The following is a 19727-nucleotide window of genomic DNA, read 5'->3' as shown; positions in this document are numbered from 1 at the left end:
GCTTTTTAATTGTAGGTCGTGCTTTAGCGCGTCAATGTAATTTATTGGTTTAGTGGGAACTGGCTTTAGCCGTGATTTTACATGGTTTTGTTAGGGATTGTGAAGGGATTGAAACCTCTATTCGAGGTTTATGCCAGATTGCTGGCGGCAACCAAGGGGCGGCTGCCGCCGACCGCCCCTTGGAACCCCACGGCGCCCCGAGGATCACACTGTATCCTCAAGTAAAAAATTGATGTGAACGTAAGCGCCGTGTATTCGCCATCCATGGCGAAGTCACGGCTTAACTTGCCTCCATGCAAGTGATTACTCATCAATTTATAACTTTCGGATGTGATCACGGGGAATTGGAGTGTGTTGATAGATTGGTGTTTATGAATGTAGGCGGGAGTTTACCTCGCGCTTTTGGCTTGTAGGCGTAGAGCTTGCTCGCGCGAAAAGCGCTTTTACCATGATTTTTACATGGTTTGGGAAAGGGATTAATAACCTCTATTCGAGGTTTTATCGCGTTGGCGATGGCAACCAAAGGGCGGCTGCCGCCGACCGCCCTTTGGAATCCCCCGGCGCCCCGAGGATCACACTGTGTCCTCAAGTTAAAAATTGATGTGAACGTAATCGCCGTGTATTCGCCATCCATGGCGAAGTCACGGCTTAACTTGCATCCATGCAAGTGATTACTCATCAATTTATAACTTTCGGGTGTGATCACGGGGAGTTGGAGTGTGCTGGTAGATTGGTGGTTATTTTCTAGGAAGTTTTTATGCGTATGTACAAAAAGAGTCAAGCATTATTGATTAAAGAGCTTAGTATCAGAACCTTTGGTAATGGTGAGTACGATTGTGCAATCATCGTCTGTAAAAACCCTCAGCTTCTAGCTCTATTGTGTTGCCTTGAGTCAAGAAAATTTATATCTTCACCTTATCCGTCGGGTACCAATTTTTACTATCCAATAGACACTGGAAGTAAGTTCAGAAGAGTGACTATAAAAAGCTATCAAACAGAAGGTGGTATTTCTAGCTATTGGTACAATGAAATCAAAGGATCAAAATCTTCAATATGCACAAGCTGGAAATCAGCTTCACTATTCGAAGAAAAAGCGATTTTAGCAAAAGATCAAAAGTCTGATGATTGGATAAGTCAAAGAGATGTTCCTAAATCTAGGTTAAAAAAACATTCAGGACAAAAGTTTCCAACGATTATTTCAACTAGAAGAGATTTCGAATATTGGTTAAATAAGCAAGATAGTGATGGTTCCAGTTTTATGGAGTTGCTTGGATTTGAAAATTTTGAAGAGTTTAAAAATAGGATTAATTTCTTACCGATTCGCTATGTTAAATCATCAGATGATGACAATTACATTTGGATAAACTCGATCCCGGACACTATCGAGAATAAAAAACATATAATTCTGTTATCTTCAAACTCTAGTCGATTTGAGGAGTTTAATTCAGAAATAAGCGAGTTATATCTTCATACAGAAAATAAAAAGATATGGAAACTTGAAGAGCTTCCTCATGACCTAAAAACTCCCGCTGAGAAATGCTCTGTAACAACACCTATTTCTATATGGAGTATCAGATAATGCACGAGTCTCAGTGGAGCCATTTTTCAAATTCACATATTACGTACATAAACCTAAATTATGGTCCTCTTAATGAATACATTAACGTATTGGATAAGCTAAGATCAGATTGTAATCAAGATGAACTCCGTCTGTCGGTATTTAAGAGGTTTAAATCAATTCTAAGTAGATTGTTAAGTGGTCTGCCGATAGATAGAAAATTACTAACAGATACTTTGGAGTATTGTAAACAGACTCGTCTTAAAATGGACTTTTTATCGAATGCTAAAACATTGTATCAGTTGGTTTCTTTCATTGATGTAAAGGCAGTTATTTGTAAATCTTTAACTAGAGCTTACGAATTAGAAACCAAAGAAATAGCTATATTTTGTAAAGATATTGAGCATTGGAACTTTATTTCTTCATTAATGAATGAAGAAATAAGAGACTTTATCTATCCTGTATATAAAAAAACAATACGAGAAAATTATATTAATGGCCCTTTATTTATCATAGCTCCCAGCTACTGGATAAAAGACTTTTTAGCCTATCCATCTTCCGAAACTACATATGTCCTTCAACCCTTTACAGTTGGCAACTCCAACTTCGAAGAGAAAATGTTTAAACTTAATGGAAAGTTAGATATTGGCATAAATAGTAATAATAAAATGTCGACATCAATTGAGCTTTTAGTTGTTCAAGGTAATGAAAAATATATAGACTGGAAGGACTCACAACCTCCAGAAGAAACGATTTTACTTCGTAAGCGCGCAATTAAACCCACATACCAATATTAATGCTACCTATGCATAATTTACTCAGCATATTAACCTGAGGTAATTATGAATAAACAGCAAAAAATAAAACACTGGCAAGGCATTTTTGAGCAGCAAAAATCGAGTGGTTTAGCCATCATTCAATTTTGTCGTGATAACAACATTAACGCATCGACTTTCTATGTTTGGCGTAAACGCCTTTCTGACGAAACGATAAGGGTTAAAAAGCAACAGGTGATCCCGTTTGTTATTCATGAGCAAGCCTTTACGCAACCTTCAATCATTAAACTCACCACACCAAACGGCTATCAAATAGACTTCGAGTCGACATTAGCTAACCAAACGCTAGCCAAATTATTGAGCGTACTGTGACACCTTGCACCCACCAAGTTTACTTGGTCACGGGATTCACCGACATGCGAAAATCAATCAATGGGTTAAGTATTATTGTCAGCGATACCCTATCTCTCGATCCTTTAAGCCAAGCGTGGTTCGTTTTTTGTAATAAACAACGCGATAAATTAAAAATTTTGTTTTGGGATACCAATGGTTTTTGGCTTTATTATCGTCGCTTAGAGCAAGGACGATTTCAATGGCCAAATCATGCTCAAGCACACGTAGCCATGGGGATTGAACAACGGCAGTTACAATGGTTATTATCTGGCTTACCGGTAAATAATAAAACCCGCCACTCAACTTTATCAGGGTTATCAGTGATGTAAATTAACCAGATCGTTTTTTTTACTTGAACGATCTTTCCCATGTGTCATGCTATTAAAATGCCAGACACTATTCTCATCACCGAACTACAAAATCAGCTTGCACTTATGCAGGCTAAGCTTGATGGCTTAGAAAAAGATAAAATTTCACTGCAAGAAGATAAGGTTGAAATGCAATCGCGGATTGACCACTTGCTTGCTGAGCTTAAGTTAAGTAAATCCCAAAAATACGGTAAAAAAAGTGAAAAAGCCCCACGGGGCACCTTCAATGAAGCGGAGCAGCATAAAACGACTGAGCCGCCTAAACACCATAAGAAAGGTAAACAAATACTGGCTGAGCACTTTGAACGAGAAGAGGTTGAGCACACCTTAACCGAGTTAACGTGTCAGTGTTGCGGTGAACAACTACATCAATGTGGTAGTGAAGACAGCGAGCAAGTGAAGATTATTCCGGCGAAAGTCAGTGTCATTAAGCACAAACAATTTAAATATGCTTGCAGACATTGCGAGCATGAACAATTGGCCAGTAAAATAATCACCGCGCCTAAACCCAAGCAGCCTATTCCTGGCAGCATTGCGAGTCCAGAAGCGTTATCGGCGGTTGTTACGGGCAAATACTGCGATGCCTTACCGCTTTATCGTTTCGTTGACATACTGGGCCGTGGCGGCCTTGAACTATCGCGCGGAACATTAGCTAATTGGTGTATTAAAGCGGGCCTGCTAATCAGCCCCTTAGTGGCAGCCATGCAACGTCACTTGCTTAGTGAGCACAGTTTATGTGCCGATGAAACCCGTACACAAGTCTTAGATGAAGGTGACAACCCTAGCAGCAATTCCTACATGTGGGTTTATCGCAGCAATGAGGTCAGCCGTGAGCCTGTCGTGATTTACGATTACCAAGCAGGTCGAAGTCGCGCTTGCGCAAAAGAATTTCTTGCCGGTTATCAAGGCTATTTACAGTGCGACGGTTACCGTGTTTATGACGGTATTGAAGGCATTACCCCTGTTGGTTGCTGGGCACACGCTAGACGCAAATATAACGATGCCTTAAAAGCAGAGTCGAAAAACAAAGGTCGAGCGCATAAAGCCATCAGCTTTATCAGCCAATTATATAAACTGGAAACCCACGCTAAAAACAAACAGTTATCTCCTCAAGCGCGGTATCAGTTACGACAAGAAAAAGCCTTACCCATATTAATGCACTTTAAAGCGTGGCTTGATGAAGCCGAAGGTAAAGTAACGGCGGGGAGTTATATTGGCAAAGCGATAAAATACACGCTTAATCAATGGCCGAAATTAATGCGGTATAGTGAAGATGGCGAACTAGGGATTGATAATAATATTACTGAGCGAGATATTCGGCCGTTTACCACTGGTAGAAAAAACTGGCTATTCTCAAAATCGGTTAATGGTGCTCAGGCCAGCGCGATACTTTATAGTATTGTGATGACGTGTCGTGCTAATGACATCAATCCGTATTACTACTTTGTGCATTTATTTAAAACGTTGCCGAATCGAGATGTGGGTGATGATGATTTTACCGACCTAATGCCGTGGAATGTGCAGCTAGACTTCGATTATAGCTAAGCGCACTGCTTAAATGCGCGCTTACTTTACTTCAAGATATTGAGGAAATTATGGGGATACATTCTCATATTACTTGTAAAGAAGTTGAAGGGGTAGATGGAACTTTAAATTACATACAAACAAATAAAAGCTATATAACTATAAATACAGAAGGGGCTATAGAAAATAGATCATTTGAAGAAAATGACAGCCTCCACAATATATCCTACATAGTTCAGGATATTGATTACTCGAAAATGAGCCATGAAGATGTTAATCAAGAATACCGAAATCAAATGGAAAAATGGAAAAAACCATTGAGAGAGTATTATCGTCCATACGAATTACCAAATTTATTAAGAGATTTAGGTGCACAAAAAGCAACTGAGCAAAATGTTAAAAACTGGAGGAAATCTTCCACTATCGCACCTATTGGACGAGAAGATTATTTAGCAGTTCTAACTTTTGCAGGCATTGATAGTGAGGAAGAAATTGATGTTTTCTATAAGCTAGCAAGGAACATGAGGAGTAATTCTATTTCATTAGGTCATAAGAAGTCAGACGTTGCAAAAGAAATAATAAGGAAAGCAATCAACGACTTGTTAGTCAATAAATTACCAATGACAAATGAAATCTCTGTGGGCAACTTAAAAGCTCAGATACTTTCTTTGAAGGCTAATTAATGGCTAATATGATTCCTAGGATTCTTGATCCTAATACTCCTAGCGATGGAGAGAAGCATTTTTTCTCTAGATTAGAAAATGATTCCGGAACTTCAGATTGGACTATATTACATTCTTTAAATATCGCACATCATAAAACACAAGTGATGGGTGAGATTGATTTTTTAGTGATCATTCCTCAAGTCTGTATCTTTGCAATTGAAATTAAAGCGCATCGTTCTGTTAAGTTTGACAATGGACTTTGGCATCTAGGCCAGAATGGAAAAGCTGAATTTAGAGGCCCGTTTAAGCAAGTTAATGATGCAATATTTAGCTTTCTTGATTATATATATACTAAAAATAGTAGCTTAAGTAATATTCCTATATTTCCTCTGGTTATTTTTACTCATACGGAACTTCACCACACTAGCATAGAATGGCACTCAAGAGACTTCTGTGGAGCAAGAGAGTATAGGAAAACACCTATATCAAAACTTTTACTTAGCCGTGCAAAGTCGCAACGTAAAGAGTTGAATAAAACAAAAACAGCAAAATGGTTTTCTACAAATAATTCTCGCCCAAATAATAATGACATTAAATTACTTTTAGAAATAATCAGGCCTCAGATTGAACGTTTGCCACTTGCAGCTTCTTTTCGAAAAACTTTAGAACAAGATATGGAGTATTTTACTCAAGAACAATTTGTAGCTTTAGATGCAATGGCCGACAATCCGCGAGTTGTCTATAAAGGACCTGCGGGAGTAGGTAAAACCGTTTTGGCTATGGAGGTTGCTTTTCGGGCTGCGAAGCAAGGACACAAGGTTCTATTTCTTTGTAAGAATACTTTCCTAACTAGATACCTGCAAAATCTTTCACCATATTCCTATATTGATATTTTCTCTATTACACAGTTTTTAGAGAGTAACGTTAGTGAGCCATTTAAAAATAAGTATGATAGAAGCACAGAAAGCTATTGGATTGATGTGCTACCAAATGAGGCGTATTTAAATCTTATCGATAAACCTAGTAAGTATACGTTTTTGGTTATGGATGAAGCTCAGGATATTATCAGCAATGAAAACTGGATTGATTGCGTGGAGCTAGTGATTTTGAGAGGGATTGCTGGTGGAAAATGGAATTTTTTCGGTGATTTCAATTTGCAAAATTTATATTCACTATATCAACAAGATGATCTACTTAAATCTTTAAAATTTAGATCTAATGAATTCTCCAGCTTTAATTTGTCTCTTAACTGTAGAAACCTAAAAGAAGTTTCAAATCTGAATTTTTCGCTTTCAGGACTAACAAGTCCTTATTCTAAATATTTAAGAACAAATAAGCCTATTTCTGCGTCTCAATATTTTTTTTATTCTAATGAGAAAGAACAATTTAGAATACTTGATAAACAAATAAAAAAGTTACAAGTTTCTGGTTTCGACAGTCATGATATTGTTATTTTATCAAAAGTTTCTGAGTCAAAATCAATTGCTCAGAAATATTCACACGAATTAGAAATTAGCATATTTTCATTTCTAAAAAAGGCAGTGCAATTTACTTCTATTCATAAGTTTAAAGGATTAGAAGCCCCAATTATTATATTAACTGATTTTGATGAAATAGAAACAGATGCTTCAAAAAAGCTCTTATATACAGGTGCCAGTAGAGCAACTGAAAGCGTAATTTATTTACTCGATGAGAAAGTAAAGAATTACATCCTAAACTGTTAAAAAGGAAATGGAAATGAATGGATCACAAGTTAGAGATCAGATTATTCTAAAAACCCTCCAAGAAGAACTAATAGGGCCTTGTATATACGGAGAAAGTTTTGATTGGCAGGCCGGTACAGTAAAAAAAAGTCAACTAAACACTCCACTACAAAGTGCATCAGATAACCAAGAGATATTAAAGTTACCACCATTACAACGGTATGGTATTGGTGTTATTTATCCAATCGAAAATAACCTAGATAGTATTGATGATGAAGGTCTAGAAAGTTTTTCCCCTGAAGATAATGCAGAAGAGTCAGACGTTGTTCAACCCTTGTCCAAGCAAATTAAAGTTAATTATTCTGAAGGAAATAATGATTTTGATATTTCGCTAGCAAATGCGAGAAGTCCTTCTAGTATTGGTTTGTCCTTCTTGGTTGATTTAGAGAAAGCGAAATTTTTAAAATTTCATGTTAGAGGAGCATTTTATAAAGCTTTTACAGTTAAAACAGATGAAGGATATTCATGTAAGTGGTGGAAGCGAGAGCCAGTCAATTTTAACTTTAAAATTGAGGCTGTGTTTAAAAATAATTTTTTTAAAATTGCGCTAAAGAAATATAATGATGAGCCTAGATTTGCTAATTTTTATATTGAAGGAATTGTTAGGAAATATCATGGGAAATCAATTGTTACAGCCGCCTTGGTAAATAGAAACAACATAGTAATATCCAGCGCTGCTAGTTATACAACTAAAAATGAAATCAGCTTATTTCAATCTGAATTATTGGTTAATACACTCGATTCAATGGAAGAAGTAACACAAGCCATACTTCCTTATCCAGCTCAATTACCAAGCTCTTCTGATGACTTGAGTAATGAATTACTCTACCGAAGCGCCCCTACATTCGGAAAAGGACACGGAATTGCAGTTGACTGGCAGTTACCTCCATATACCAAAGCTGATGCTATTTGCGAAATATACACTCAAGCCTTACCAACTTTTGAAACGCCCAGCATAACAGCAGATATTGAAAATGAAGGAAAGAAATTAAAAATTTCTATGGAGGCATTATCTAACTTCGAAATAGGAGGTGTTGGTGAACAACAATTAAATACATTAGTTTTATGGTATAGAAAATGGATTGATTCTCAAAAACTACATGCATCAAAAATCAAACATGAAAACCCAGAGTTAGAAAAAAAACTAAAGGAACAATCATTAATTCATATTGGTAAATGTCAGCTAGCTTTAATGAGAATTGAAGAGGGCTTACACTTAATTAAGAGCGATGATAAAGCAAGACAAGCCTTTAAATTAACTAACAAAGCAATGTTTGATCAGCAAAAACGTGCCCCTAAAACAAAACGACAAGCAGTTATTCAGGATGAGAAAATTTCGTTTCCTGATGAGTTTAAAGAAAACCAAAACGCTAAAGGTATTTGGAGGCCATTTCAAATTGGTTTCTTGCTTATGTGTATAAGTGGTGCTGTTGACCTAGAGCATGAAGAGCATGAGTTGGTTGATCTGATTTGGTTTCCAACAGGCGGTGGTAAAACCGAAGCTTATTTAGGGTTAGCTGCTTTCACCATACTTTATTCTAGGCTAGTTTATGGCGAAAAATCAGAAGGTGTCCAAGTTTTAATGAGGTATACCTTGAGATTATTAACCGCTCAACAACTGCAAAGAGCCGCGACTCTAATTTGTTGTTTGGAAGTAATTCGGCAAGAAAATAAGATTCAAGGAGAAGAGTTCAGTATAGGCTTATGGGTTGGAAGTAAAAATACTCCCAATAAAAGGACTGACGCTCGTGCAAAGCTGAGTAAACTTAAAAAGAATATTGTAAGTAAAGGACAAGTAGATAACCCCTTTCTTCTTGATCGTTGCCCGTACTGTAGCGCTCAGATGGGGATTTCAGGTAAAGAAACCCCTTTTATTTCTGGATACAAAAAGAACACTACCCAAAAGACAGTTTCTTTCATATGTGAAGATGAAACATGTGGCTTTAGCAAAGGGCTGCCTGTATATATTATTGATGAAGATATCTATGATGTAAAACCCACAATCGTTATTGGAACTGTAGATAAATTTGCATTGTTAACTTGGGAACCCAAAATACGAAATTTATTTGGTATCGACGATAATGGCAAAAGGAGCTTAATGCCTCCCCAGTTAATAATTCAAGATGAATTACACCTTATTACCGGACCTTTAGGAACAATGGTTGGTCATTATGAGCCGTTGGTCGAAGAGCTTTGTTCTATGGAGGTTAATTCGGGGAAGACTATACGACCAAAAATTGTTTGCGCTACGGCAACAACTAAGGGCTTCGAAGATCAAGTTAAAAAAATTTACGGTAGAACTCGAACAGAGATATTCCCGCCTCCGGGCCTAGATGCAGAAGATTCTTTTTTCTCTAAATATGAGAGGTTTAACGATGGAGAAGATAAAGGACGATTAACGCCAGGTAGAAAATATGTAGGTATATGTGCTCCGGGTTTAGGCTCTATTTTAACAACACAAGTAAGAGCACATTCTGCTTTACTATTTGCTTCAAATAGAGTCGAAATCGATAAAAGAGATCCTTGGTTAACTCTGTTAAGTTTTTATAACAGTATAAGAGAGCTAGGTGGTGCATTAACTTTATTTCAAGCTGATATTATAAGCTACCTGTTAGAATTAAAGAAAAGGTATCCAAAGTTTCTTCTGCCGAGGTTTTTAAATGGGGGAATGGAACTAACTAGTCGGCTTAAAGATGATGAAATACCTGCTGCTATTACTTTATTAGAAAGAGAGTTGAAGCATAAGCAATTTGATAATGATTTTTATAATAACTTTGCAGATGAACTAAACACTCTCAACATAATTGCACCTGAGGTTGTCCCGTTCACAGCCCCAATATTAAATATCATTACTAATAAAAATAGTCTGTGAATCGCCCCGTGTTTGCCAGAGACTCAATAACTTGAGAAACTGGAACTATGAAAAAATCAAATCGCTATACATCAGAATTTCGTGAACGTGCAATTAGGCTTGTTACCACACAACAGCATGAATACCCTTCTCTTTGGGCTGCGCTAGTATCGATTTCAGATAAACTGGGATGTACCCCAGAAACACTTAGAGCATGGGTCAAGAAATCTCAAGCTCAACCGTCTAAACCCTCTTCTAATACGCAATCAACTGAAGAACGCCTTGCCGTCTTAGAGCGCGAGAATAAAGAGCTCAAGCGAACGAATGATATCCTGAGGCAAGCTGCCGCTTTTTTCGCCCAAGCGGAGCTCGACCGCAAACAGAAGTAATAGTGGATTTTATTGATGCTTGTAGAGAGCATTACGGTGTCGAGTCAATTTGCAAGGAATTGCCGATTGCACCATCAACGTATTATTCTCATAAACAGATACAAAGAGAGCCTGAGCGACTGTCTAACCGCAAAAAGCGTGATGCTGAGCTGATAATACTCATTCGCGAAGTGTGGGAGGATAATATGTCAGTTTATGGTGCAAGAAAAATATGGAAGCAGCTACAGCTTGACGACCATCAAGTCGCCCGCTGTACAGTCGAACGATTGATGCGAGTTATGGGAATTCAAGGTGTTCGTCGGGGTAAAGCACATAAGACAACGATACCTGACGAGCAACAAGATAAGCCACTTGATTTAGTTAATCGTCAATTTACTGCTGAGCAGCCAAATCAACTTTGGGTAGCTGACATCACCTATGTTGCCACATGGAGTGGGTTTGTTTATGTCGCTTTCGTGATAGATGTTTTTTCACGATACATTGTAGGTTGGCGTGTATCAACGACAATGCACACAGAGCTTATTCTTGATGCGTTAGAGCAAGCTATTTGGCATCGTGGCAACCCCGAAGGGTTAATTCACCACAGCGACAGAGGCAGCCAATATTTGTCTATACGATACACTGAGCGACTTGCTGAAGCTGGAATTCAAGCGTCTGTAGGCAGTGTGGGTGACTCTTATGACAATGCATTGGCTGAAACAATAAATGGATTATTTAAAACAGAGATTATTCGCAGAAATGGTCCGTGGAAGAATGTTGATGCTGTTGAATACGCAACGTTAGAGTGGGTCAATTGGTTTAATAATCAACGCTTATTATCTTCAATTGGGTATATTTCACCAGCTCAATATGAAACAGACTACTATGATAATTTAAACGAGTCAGGTAAAGTGGCCTGACTTAAACAAACTGGTCTCCGATGAACTCGGGGCGATTCACTGTTAGTAGAAGATTATATTTTGTTAGATAACCTTAGAGCAAAACTTAAAGAAAAAAAGATAAAAATCCCCCATCATTTTTCTTGCTTTTTAAATATTTTACTAGCAAAAGATATAACGCCTTTCTGTCTTGCATCAAGTATCATTGAAGTTGGTGTTGATATAGATAGGTTGTCCTTAATGTCCATTGTAGGGCAACCAAAAACTACTGCACAATATATTCAAGTTTCTGGTCGTGTTGGTAGACGGGCAAATGAAAGGCCCGGACTAGTTACAACAATATACAATAATGCGAAGCCTAGGGATAAATCACATTATGAAGATTTTAGATCATATCACCAGTCATTGTACGCGCAGGTTGAACCATCTTCTGTAACTCCTTATTCACAGCCAGCAATAGAAAGAGGTTTCTCTGCTCAAATGATTGCATATGCTAGACAATTTTCATCAATAGATGCAGTACCAAGTGATATCGACATTAGTATTTTTGAGGATTGGTTTAAAAAGCTATTAGAAGTTAGAGCTTCAGCAATCTCAAACTCTGAAAGAAAAGATTTGGTCAATTATTTTAATAAAAAGTTTCTGAAGTGGTGGAAGATTAAAGGTATAAAATCAAGTTCTTGGGGGCATCTAAAACCAGAAACTGATCCTGAAGTAAGCGATGTTATTTGTCCTTTCGGTGCTAGTGGCCGAAAAAGGTATCAGTTTGAATGCCCTACAAGCATGAGAAATGTGGATGGTGAAGCGGTAGTTTGGATAAGTCCCCAAGCTTATGAACCTATTGAAGATGATTTTGAGTGGTAATTATGGGAAATAAAAGCAAAGTAAAGACTCGAAAAGGACAATTGATTCATACTTTTGGTACAGGAGCAATGCAGATCAATAAAGATGGAGTATCTATGATCACTTGTGGTCTAGATCATTGGTTTGAATCAGATAATACTCAAAACCCTCTAGATGATAGTACAATTAAAAAGTTTGAACTTTCGGATGAGCGTTTACAAAAAAAGCTTGGCGTTAAATCTTTTAGAGTCCCTCCCGACTTTAAGGTACTAGAAGATGGTGTAACAAATAGAGTGCCAATTCCGGCTAAAAGGTTCCCTTTGTGGCATATTTGCAGTAACACTAAGTGCCAAGCTTTATCTATTCCCTATGAAGGTGCCTGTAGTGAACAAAAGCTTTTCTGTGACAAATGTAAAGCTCCCGCCTTTCAGTCTCGATTTATTAGTTTATGTGCAGATGGCCATATAAATGATTTTCCTTGGTTCGATTGGCTGAATCATCATACAAAAGGATCTTGCTCAATTGATAAGTGCCAATTGAAGTTAGAAGGAACAGGGAGTTCTTCTGTATCCAATATTAGGGTTAAATGTGAAACTTGTAATACAAGAGCAGTATCCTTAAAAGGCATATTTCAAAGTGGACCAAATGAGCAAGGAGTACTTGAATCCACGCTATCAAAAGCAAAAATAAGCTGTAATGGCAGTAGCCCATGGTTAGGTGAGAGTGCGTCTGATTGCTGCAGTAAAGTACCAGTAGCAGCCTTACGACAATCAACTAATGTATATTTTTCAAAAACAGACTCTTCAATCCATATTCCTTTCCAAGGGAATGGAATATATATAGATATTCATGAATCTTTCGAAGAACTAACTGAACCACAAAAATCTCGTGTGAATGGGGCTGGGGAAATATCAGTTAAAGTTCAAATTTTGGGAGGAATCTTAAACGGAAAATATACAGATAAAAGTTTAATAGATTATTTTGAATTAAAAGAAAAAGGCATAGAAGATTTAGATTGTGAAACAGAAGAAGAATATAGATCACAAGAAAGAAAGTTCTTTTTAGAAGGGATTAATGAGACTACATTATCTGTTCAGCCACAAGAGATAGATGGCTACCAAGATTGGATTCCTAAATACATTTCACATATATCCTTAGTAAAAAAATTAACGGTTACACAAACAATGTATGGCTTTGATCGTATTTCACCTGCTACGAATAAAACTACAGATGAATATAAAAAAATGTTGTGGGCAGAACCGTCCAATATTGATCAGTGGTTACCTGCTGTGCAAAGTCATGGGGAAGGTATATATATAGAGTTTGATGCAGATCGTATCCAAGCATGGTCTAAAGAACATGCTAAAACTGATACGTTCATAAATTTGATGAATAAAAAAGAAGAGCATGGTTATTTGGATAAGTTTGAAGAGCTAACTCCTGAATTTTTATTAATACATAGTTTTTCTCATTTATTAATAAATCAGTTAATTTATGATAGTGGCTACAGTACAGCCTCTTTAAGGGAAAGACTTTATGTTAGCAATAAAGACAATAGAAAAATGTTTGGTTTACTTATTTACACAGCTTCCGGGGATTCAGAAGGTTCATTAGGGGGTTTAGTTAGAATAGGACAACCAGGGAAACTCGAAGCAATTATTCACAAGGCTATTTCTAATGCATCATGGTGTAGTTCTGATCCTATATGTTATGAGACAGGGCATCATGGGGGGCAAGGCCCTAATGGACTTAATTTAGCTGCTTGCCATAATTGCCTTTTGCTACCAGAAACTTCCTGCGAGGTTTTCAACAGCCTACTAGATAGGATGACAATCAATGCAACAATTTCAGAATTAACAGGCTTTTTTGATCAAGTGTAGTAGGTTTTTATGCTAATTATATATTTACCAAAAAATATTAACTTTGAAACTACAGTAATATTTTTTAAACAACTTGAAAGTAATTTTTTAACTGAAGATATTTACATTGATATAAACCAGTTACAGTTTTCTACACCTACTTCAATGTTAATAATAGGTTCAAAATTAAAAGCGTGGCGAGCTGCGCGTGAATCTAAACAACTAAGAACTGGTTTTAAAAAAGTTATAAATAGTGAAGCCATTAGTTATTTGGGACATCTGGGTTTTTTTGACTTTATCGGGTCAAAAAAAAATGTCGGAAAAAAAATGGGTGAAGCATTTGGCTCTGAAACATATGTTCCAATAATTAAAATTGAAAAGCCTAAGTTTGATACTTTAGATAATTGGTATGAAAGCATAATTTCATCTGTTAGAGGTCTTGCAAATGTTTTAGCTGGAACTAAGTATGATACAGAAGAACATAGGTTTTACCTTTATACATTAAGAGAAATAGTTAGAAATGTTTTTGAGCACTCGCAAGCAGACGATTGCTTTATATGTGGTCAGCGATGGGGAAATGGTAAAGTAGAAATTGCTATTGTAGATGAAGGTATAGGCTTATTATCTAGCTTGAATCGTTCGCATAAATTATTAAATGATGAAGATGCTATCAACTTAGCGATAAAACCAGGGATATCGGCCACAAATGATATTACAAGTGTTGAGAATATATATGACAACTCCGGATATGGTCTCTATGTCTTATCAGAAGTAGTCACTAATTTTGGCTGCTTTACTTTGGGAAGTGGTTCAAAAAGGTTAATTAGTGCTTTAGGAAAACAGTCAATTGATGATCTTGATTTTAATGGAACTTTCATAGGTTTGGAACTAAATAAAACACCTAAGCATTTTTCGGATATATTAAAAGATGTTATTGCTTGTGGTGAAAAAGAAGCTCAAGATTATGCTAAAGCAAGCTCAGCGTCTAAAATGTCTAAGGTACTTTGATCTGAACCAATAGTTTTGGACACCTCATTAAGTGAGTAAACTAACTCATAGAGGTGAAACATGACAACTAAGACCAAACGTAAATCCTATTCAGAAGAATTCAAAGAAGAAGCACTAAAGCTGGCGAGTAAAGTAGGTTTTGCTCAAGCTGCCAGAGAATTAAGTGTCGCAGAGTCCCAGCTTTACTATTGGCGAACTGCTGCTCTGAAAAAGGCATCTACATCAGATAGAGAAAGTACGTTAGCTACCGAGAATGCTCGTTTGAAACGCCAACTAGCGGTGCAAGCAGAGGAGCTAGACATATTAAAAAAAGCCGCCACCTACTTCGCGAAAAATCAAAAATAACACGATTTGAATTTATGCAAAGCTACCGAAGCACATTCAGCGTTATCAGAATGGCTAAGGTACTTTGTGTATCGCCAAGTGGGTTTTATGCATGGATAAAATCATGTGAGCACGTGTGTAAGCGCAAACAACAACAGCAAATGTTAGATACTCAGGTCAAAGCCGTATTTGTTGACAGTAAAGAGCGAGACGGTGCGAGACGTATCCAAGTCGAGCTGGCGGAGCAAGGGAATAAACATGATGTAAAAACCATCAACAGAAGCATGGGACGTCAGGGTTTAGTAGCTAAAGCAGCTCGTAAATTCAAGTCGACCACCGACAGTAAACACAATTTACCTGTGGCCCCTAATTTACTTGAGCAGAACTTTACCGCCGATAAGCCCAACCAAAAATGGGCAGGTGATATCACGTATCTAATGACCAGCGAAGGATGGCTTTACCTCGCTGTGATTATCGGTGTTTGTCAAACTAGTTGTCGCGATCACTACGTTATGCACTCTCAGCCTTGACACTATTTTGTTCAGGGTTTAAGTACACTTCTTTTGGTAAATCCCAATTACGGATATTACCGCTCCAGCGCTCAGGGTGAGCATCTTTAGCACCTTGATAAACTTCTTTTCTATTAGCCAATATGTCACCCGCTAATCCTGAATGCCTTTGATGTGGGCTGACGTATTTGATGCCACTATGTTTGTGGTTAAAATTATACCAGTGGCTAAATTTCAACACCCAACTACGCGCCTCATCAATTGTTGAAAACCCTTTATACGGATAGTCAGGGCGATATTTACACGTTTTAAATATCGACTCAGCATAAGCATTATCATTGCTCACCCTAGGACGATTAAAAGACGACACGACACCTAAACTATAAAGTGTTTCAAGCATTGATGAGCCTTTCATTGGGCTTCCATTATCCGAATGCAGTACCAGAGGATTATCTTTAACTCCTTCTTTTAAATGAGCTTTCTTAATTAATATTGATGCATTTTCTGCTGATTCGTCATCATGAATTTCCCATCCAACAATCTTTCGACTAAATATATCGAGTATCAAATATAAATAAAAATGCAGCCCTTTAGCGGGGCCTGGTAACCAAGTAATATCCCAACACCACACTTGGTTTGGCCCTGTAGCACAGTGTGTCGTCGGTACTTTTCTCTCTTTTATCTGACTACGTCCGCGAGCGTTTTGCTGTTTTTCTTCATGAAGAACACGATAATATGTTGATTCAGAAGCAAGATAAATACCCTCATCTGCTAATGTAGGGACGATTTGGCTTGGTGGTAAGCTCTTAAAATCATCGCTATTAACGATGGTATTAAGCGACAATTACGGTGGCCGGTCTAGCGACAATTATCTTGGCCGGTTGATCTGATAAGGTTCGGTACAGCAGAACGGAGGAGTTCACTGTGCCGGGAACACGAATCACTGATCAGCAGGTCACTATTTATATGAAACATAGAAAACGTAATAGCCAAGTTATCGCGGCTGCGAAAGCAGGTATTTCAGAACGTTCAGCAAGGCGCATTGATAAACTGGATGAGCAGCCATTGTCTAATAAACGCCAATGGCGAACGCGTATAGATCCACTTGAGTCTATCTGGGACAGTATTGTTGTCCCTCTACTTCAAGGTGATGCAACGTTAACTCCGGTGGGAATTTTTGATCACCTTTGCGAGTTTCACACCGACAAATTTAACCCTAGCTCACGGCGTACATTAGAGCGTCGAATTCATAAATGGCGGGCACTGTATGGCTCAAGTAAAGAGGTCGTATTCCTGCAAACACACGAGTATCGGTGTTTGTCAAACTAGTTGTCGCGATCACTACGTTATGCACTCTCAGCCTTGACACTATTTTGTTCAGGCTTGAATTCAAGTATTAAGTGCAATCATTATGCAGCCACCAGAACTTCTGATTGCCCCGTAAATAATTCATGAGGGGTTTTATACCCTCTTGTTTTTCTTGGCCGATGGTTGAGCTTATCAACTGCCGCCTGTATCTCTGCTTCACTTAGCGCCATAAAGTCAGTTCCCTTGGGGAAGAAGCGTCTAAGTAAGCCGTTGGTATTCTCATTTATGCCCCGCTCCCATGATGAATAGGGATGAGCGAAATACACATCAGCTTCTAATTTTTGTGCAACATGCTCATGGTGAGCAAACTCTTTTCCATTATCTAACGTCACGGTAATAACCTTACCTTTATATGGTGTCATACACGTGATCAGCGCATCGGCTGTTATTTTCGCATGCTTGCTTTCAATTCTGTGAACGACTGTATATAACGTTTTACGTTCAACCATTGTGACAAGCGCATTTTTACGCCCTTTACCTATCACTGTATCGCCCTCCCAATCACCAATCCTAGACTTTGAATCCACAATACTTGGGCGTTCATCAATGCTGACTCGATTAACTATCTGTCCACGTTTATCATAGCTTCCATAGCGTTTTTTATACTTTTTACATGCACGAGTGAGTGTCTTATGTAGCTTGCCACCACGAGCCTTGTCTCTGTAAATATATTGATAAATTGTTTCATGATGTAAAACGACCTGTTTCTCTAAAGCTAAGCGGCCTGCCACTTGCTCAGGGGAAAGTCCGTCATGCAACAATTTATTAATCCAGTGAGTGACGTCCTCTGTTAACTTACTTGCTTTGAAAGATGACTTACGTCTTTGTTCAGCAAAGTTATTGGCTTGGTTAGGCCGATAGCCTTTAAGTCCTTTATTGCGTTTTAGCTCTCTAGAAATAGATGACGGTGAACGAGTTAGTTCTTCAGCTATCTGCTTTTGGTTATTTCCTGCTTTTATTAACGCGTAAATCTGGTATCTTTCTTCTTGTGTCAGCTGTTTATATTTCATTAAAGCAATTTCCTTTGGCGAGAAAATGGCCGAATTATAACAGCTGGCCATCTAATCTGAGAAATTGCACTTATTATCCGAATTTAGGAGGGTTTAAGTACACTTCTTTTGGTAAATCCCAATTACGGATATTACCGCTCCAGCGCTCAGGGTGAGCATCTTTAGCACCTTGATAAACTTCTTTTCTATTAGCCAATATGTCACCCGCTAATCCTGAATGCCTTTGATGTGGGCTGACGTATTTGATGCCACTATGTTTGTGGTTAAAATTATACCAGTGGCTAAATTTCAACACCCAACTACGCGCCTCATCAATTGTTGAAAACCCTTTATACGGATAGTCAGGGCGATATTTACACGTTTTAAATATCGACTCAGCATAAGCATTATCATTGCTCACCCTAGGACGATTAAAAGACGACACGACACCTAAACTATAAAGTGTTTCAAGCATTGATGAGCCTTTCATTGGGCTTCCATTATCCGAATGCAGTACCAGAGGATTATCTTTAACTCCTTCTTTTAAATGAGCTTTCTTAATTAATATTGATGCATTTTCTGCTGATTCGTCATCATGAATTTCCCATCCAACAATCTTTCGACTAAATATATCGAGTATCAAATATAAATAAAAATGCAGCCCTTTAGCGGGGCCTGGTAACCAAGTAATATCCCAACACCACACTTGGTTTGGCCCTGTAGCACAGTGTGTCGTCGGTACTTTTCTCTCTTTTATCTGACTACGTCCGCGAGCGTTTTGCTGTTTTTCTTCATGAAGAACACGATAATATGTTGATTCAGAAGCAAGATAAATACCCTCATCTGCTAATGTAGGGACGATTTGGCTTGGTGGTAAGCTCTTAAAATCATCGCTATTAACGATGGCTAATATGTTATCTCTCTCTGCTTTTGATAGCTTATTTTTTGGCTCAGGGCGCTGAGATATTGGTCTACCATCTGTTTTTATGTTCCCGTCAACAGTCCAACGTTGATACGTCCGGACACTGATCCCAAGTTCACGGCAAGCTTTAAACTTTGGCGCACCAGAACTCACAGCTTCATTAACTAGTTTAACTGCTTGAATGCGAGCTGAGTCGAGGATCATTCGTCCTCGGCTTCCCCCCAGATCGCATTTGCTTTTTTTCTTAACACCAATAGTGCTGCGGTTTCAGCGAGTGCCTTATCTTTTCGACGTAGCTCCTTTTCTAATTGATTGATCTGTTTTTTATCTTTCTTTGTTTCGGTGGAGAAGGCTTTTTCTTGCTCTTTAACGTTAGCGTTTGCATCTATACACGCATTTCGCCAAGCCGATACTTGTTCCACATAAAGACCTTTGCCTCGGCAATATTCCGCTAACTCAGCTTGATTTAAAGAGGCTGTTTCCAACACGACTGAGAATTTATTTGCTGATGACCACTGCTCAGCATTCTTTCCATCACCTGGCACTAAATGCCCCTTATCAATTGCTTGTTTTCGCCAATTATACAAGGTTGATTCACCAATCCCCATCTCGATTGATAATTGGGCTATTGCTATATTATTTGGAGGCATCATCTTCTGAAGAGCCGACTCTTTGCTTTGCGCTGAATAATGTTTCATTGTTACTCCACGCCCTCTGTTTAATGGTTGAATATTAAGCGC

The 19727-nt window shown here is 38.1% G+C and carries 15 protein-coding genes, 2 pseudogenes and 1 other annotated feature; of the genes and pseudogenes, 14 read left to right on the top strand and 3 right to left on the bottom strand.

Translation table 11 applies throughout. The features are described 5' to 3' along the window. Positions 1–757 precede the first annotated feature (757 nt). From ACT3S9_RS16860 to ACT3S9_RS16800, 13 genes and pseudogenes are all read left to right on the top strand, one after another. Entirely contained in the window at positions 758–1579 is an 822-nt protein-coding gene (locus ACT3S9_RS16860) for a hypothetical protein (RefSeq protein WP_441992978.1), read from the top strand. A gap of 245 nt (positions 1580–1824) precedes the next feature. Next, positions 1825–2355 (top strand): hypothetical protein, encoded by a 531-nt coding sequence (locus tag ACT3S9_RS16855; RefSeq protein ID WP_444751135.1) that lies wholly within the window; start codon positions 1825–1827, stop codon positions 2353–2355. A 45-nt stretch (positions 2356–2400) separates the two neighbouring features. Continuing rightward, positions 2401–2706 carry an IS66 family insertion sequence element accessory protein TnpA gene (tnpA, locus tag ACT3S9_RS16850; RefSeq protein WP_443489032.1) on the top strand — a complete coding sequence of 102 codons (306 nt, stop codon included), beginning with the start codon at positions 2401–2403 and terminating at the stop codon, positions 2704–2706. Continuing rightward, on the top strand, positions 2703–3056 hold the full coding sequence (gene tnpB / locus ACT3S9_RS16845) for an IS66 family insertion sequence element accessory protein TnpB (protein WP_024605589.1): 354 nt from the start codon (positions 2703–2705) through the stop codon (positions 3054–3056). The genes tnpA and tnpB overlap by 4 nt, the downstream gene beginning before the upstream one ends. A 39-nt stretch (positions 3057–3095) precedes the next feature. Next, positions 3096–4640, top strand: a complete 1545-nt coding sequence (gene tnpC / locus ACT3S9_RS16840) for an IS66 family transposase (RefSeq protein ID WP_443490041.1) — start codon at positions 3096–3098, stop codon at positions 4638–4640. Positions 4641–4690: 50 nt separating this feature from the next. Further along, positions 4691–5302 carry a hypothetical protein gene (locus tag ACT3S9_RS16835; protein WP_444751134.1) on the top strand — a complete coding sequence of 204 codons (612 nt, stop codon included), beginning with the start codon at positions 4691–4693 and terminating at the stop codon, positions 5300–5302. Further along, entirely contained in the window at positions 5302–7008 is a 1707-nt protein-coding gene (locus ACT3S9_RS16830; RefSeq protein WP_444751133.1) for an NERD domain-containing protein, read from the top strand. Before ACT3S9_RS16835 ends, ACT3S9_RS16830 begins: the two co-directional genes overlap by 1 nt. A 13-nt stretch (positions 7009–7021) precedes the next feature. Then, positions 7022–9919: a helicase-related protein gene (locus ACT3S9_RS16825; RefSeq protein ID WP_444751132.1), complete on the top strand. Its 2898-nt coding sequence runs from the start codon at positions 7022–7024 to the stop codon at positions 9917–9919. 47 nt (positions 9920–9966) lie between these two features. Further along, positions 9967–11186 (top strand): IS3 family transposase gene (locus tag ACT3S9_RS16820; RefSeq protein ID WP_223230517.1). Its coding sequence is split into 2 segments (ribosomal slippage): positions 9967–10255 and positions 10255–11186, totalling 1221 coding nucleotides; the frame shifts between segments, so codons are not numbered across the junction. Further along, positions 10245–10361: a sequence feature (AL1L pseudoknot), on the top strand. Its footprint overlaps the gene before it by 117 nt. A 60-nt stretch (positions 11187–11246) precedes the next feature. Then, the gene (locus tag ACT3S9_RS16815; RefSeq protein ID WP_444751131.1) at positions 11247–12029 is read left to right on the top strand and encodes a helicase-related protein; all 783 of its coding nucleotides are present in this window, start codon (positions 11247–11249) and stop codon (positions 12027–12029) included. Between the two features lie 2 nt (positions 12030–12031). Further along, entirely contained in the window at positions 12032–13888 is a 1857-nt protein-coding gene (gene drmB / locus ACT3S9_RS16810) for a DrmB family protein (RefSeq protein WP_444751130.1), read from the top strand. Between the two features lie 9 nt (positions 13889–13897). After that, a complete protein-coding gene (locus ACT3S9_RS16805) occupies positions 13898–14875 on the top strand; it encodes an ATP-binding protein (RefSeq protein ID WP_444751129.1) in 978 nt (325 codons plus the stop codon). A 60-nt stretch (positions 14876–14935) separates the two neighbouring features. Next, a pseudogene (locus tag ACT3S9_RS16800) lies at positions 14936–15675 on the top strand (IS3 family transposase); the annotation flags it as partial. A 34-nt stretch (positions 15676–15709) separates the two neighbouring features. Here the strand turns inward: ACT3S9_RS16800 and ACT3S9_RS16795 are convergent. Beyond that, positions 15710–16537 (bottom strand): annotated as a pseudogene (locus ACT3S9_RS16795) (IS3 family transposase); the annotation flags it as partial. A gap of 95 nt (positions 16538–16632) precedes the next feature. Between ACT3S9_RS16795 and ACT3S9_RS16790 the strand changes: the two are divergent. Beyond that, complete coding sequence (locus ACT3S9_RS16790) at positions 16633–17037, top strand: hypothetical protein (protein WP_444751128.1); 405 nt, start codon at positions 16633–16635, stop codon at positions 17035–17037. Between the two features lie 80 nt (positions 17038–17117). Here the strand turns inward: ACT3S9_RS16790 and ACT3S9_RS16785 are convergent, their stop codons facing one another. Together ACT3S9_RS16785 and ACT3S9_RS16780 are read right to left on the bottom strand one after the other, a co-directional pair. After that, the gene (locus tag ACT3S9_RS16785) at positions 17118–18086 is read right to left on the bottom strand and encodes an IS30 family transposase (protein WP_086959932.1); all 969 of its coding nucleotides are present in this window, start codon (positions 18084–18086) and stop codon (positions 17118–17120) included. A 73-nt stretch (positions 18087–18159) separates the two neighbouring features. Beyond that, a protein-coding gene (locus tag ACT3S9_RS16780) for an IS3 family transposase (RefSeq protein ID WP_444751127.1) occupies positions 18160–19685 on the bottom strand; the annotation gives its coding sequence in 2 pieces (ribosomal slippage) (positions 18160–19220 and positions 19220–19685; 1527 coding nt in all). Positions 19686–19727 lie beyond the last annotated feature (42 nt).

Source organism: Pseudoalteromonas sp. AOP31-A2-14, assembly GCF_052378035.1.
In the GTDB taxonomy this organism is placed as follows: domain Bacteria; phylum Pseudomonadota; class Gammaproteobacteria; order Enterobacterales; family Alteromonadaceae; genus Pseudoalteromonas.
This window is presented reverse-complemented; position numbering and strand designations above follow the sequence as displayed.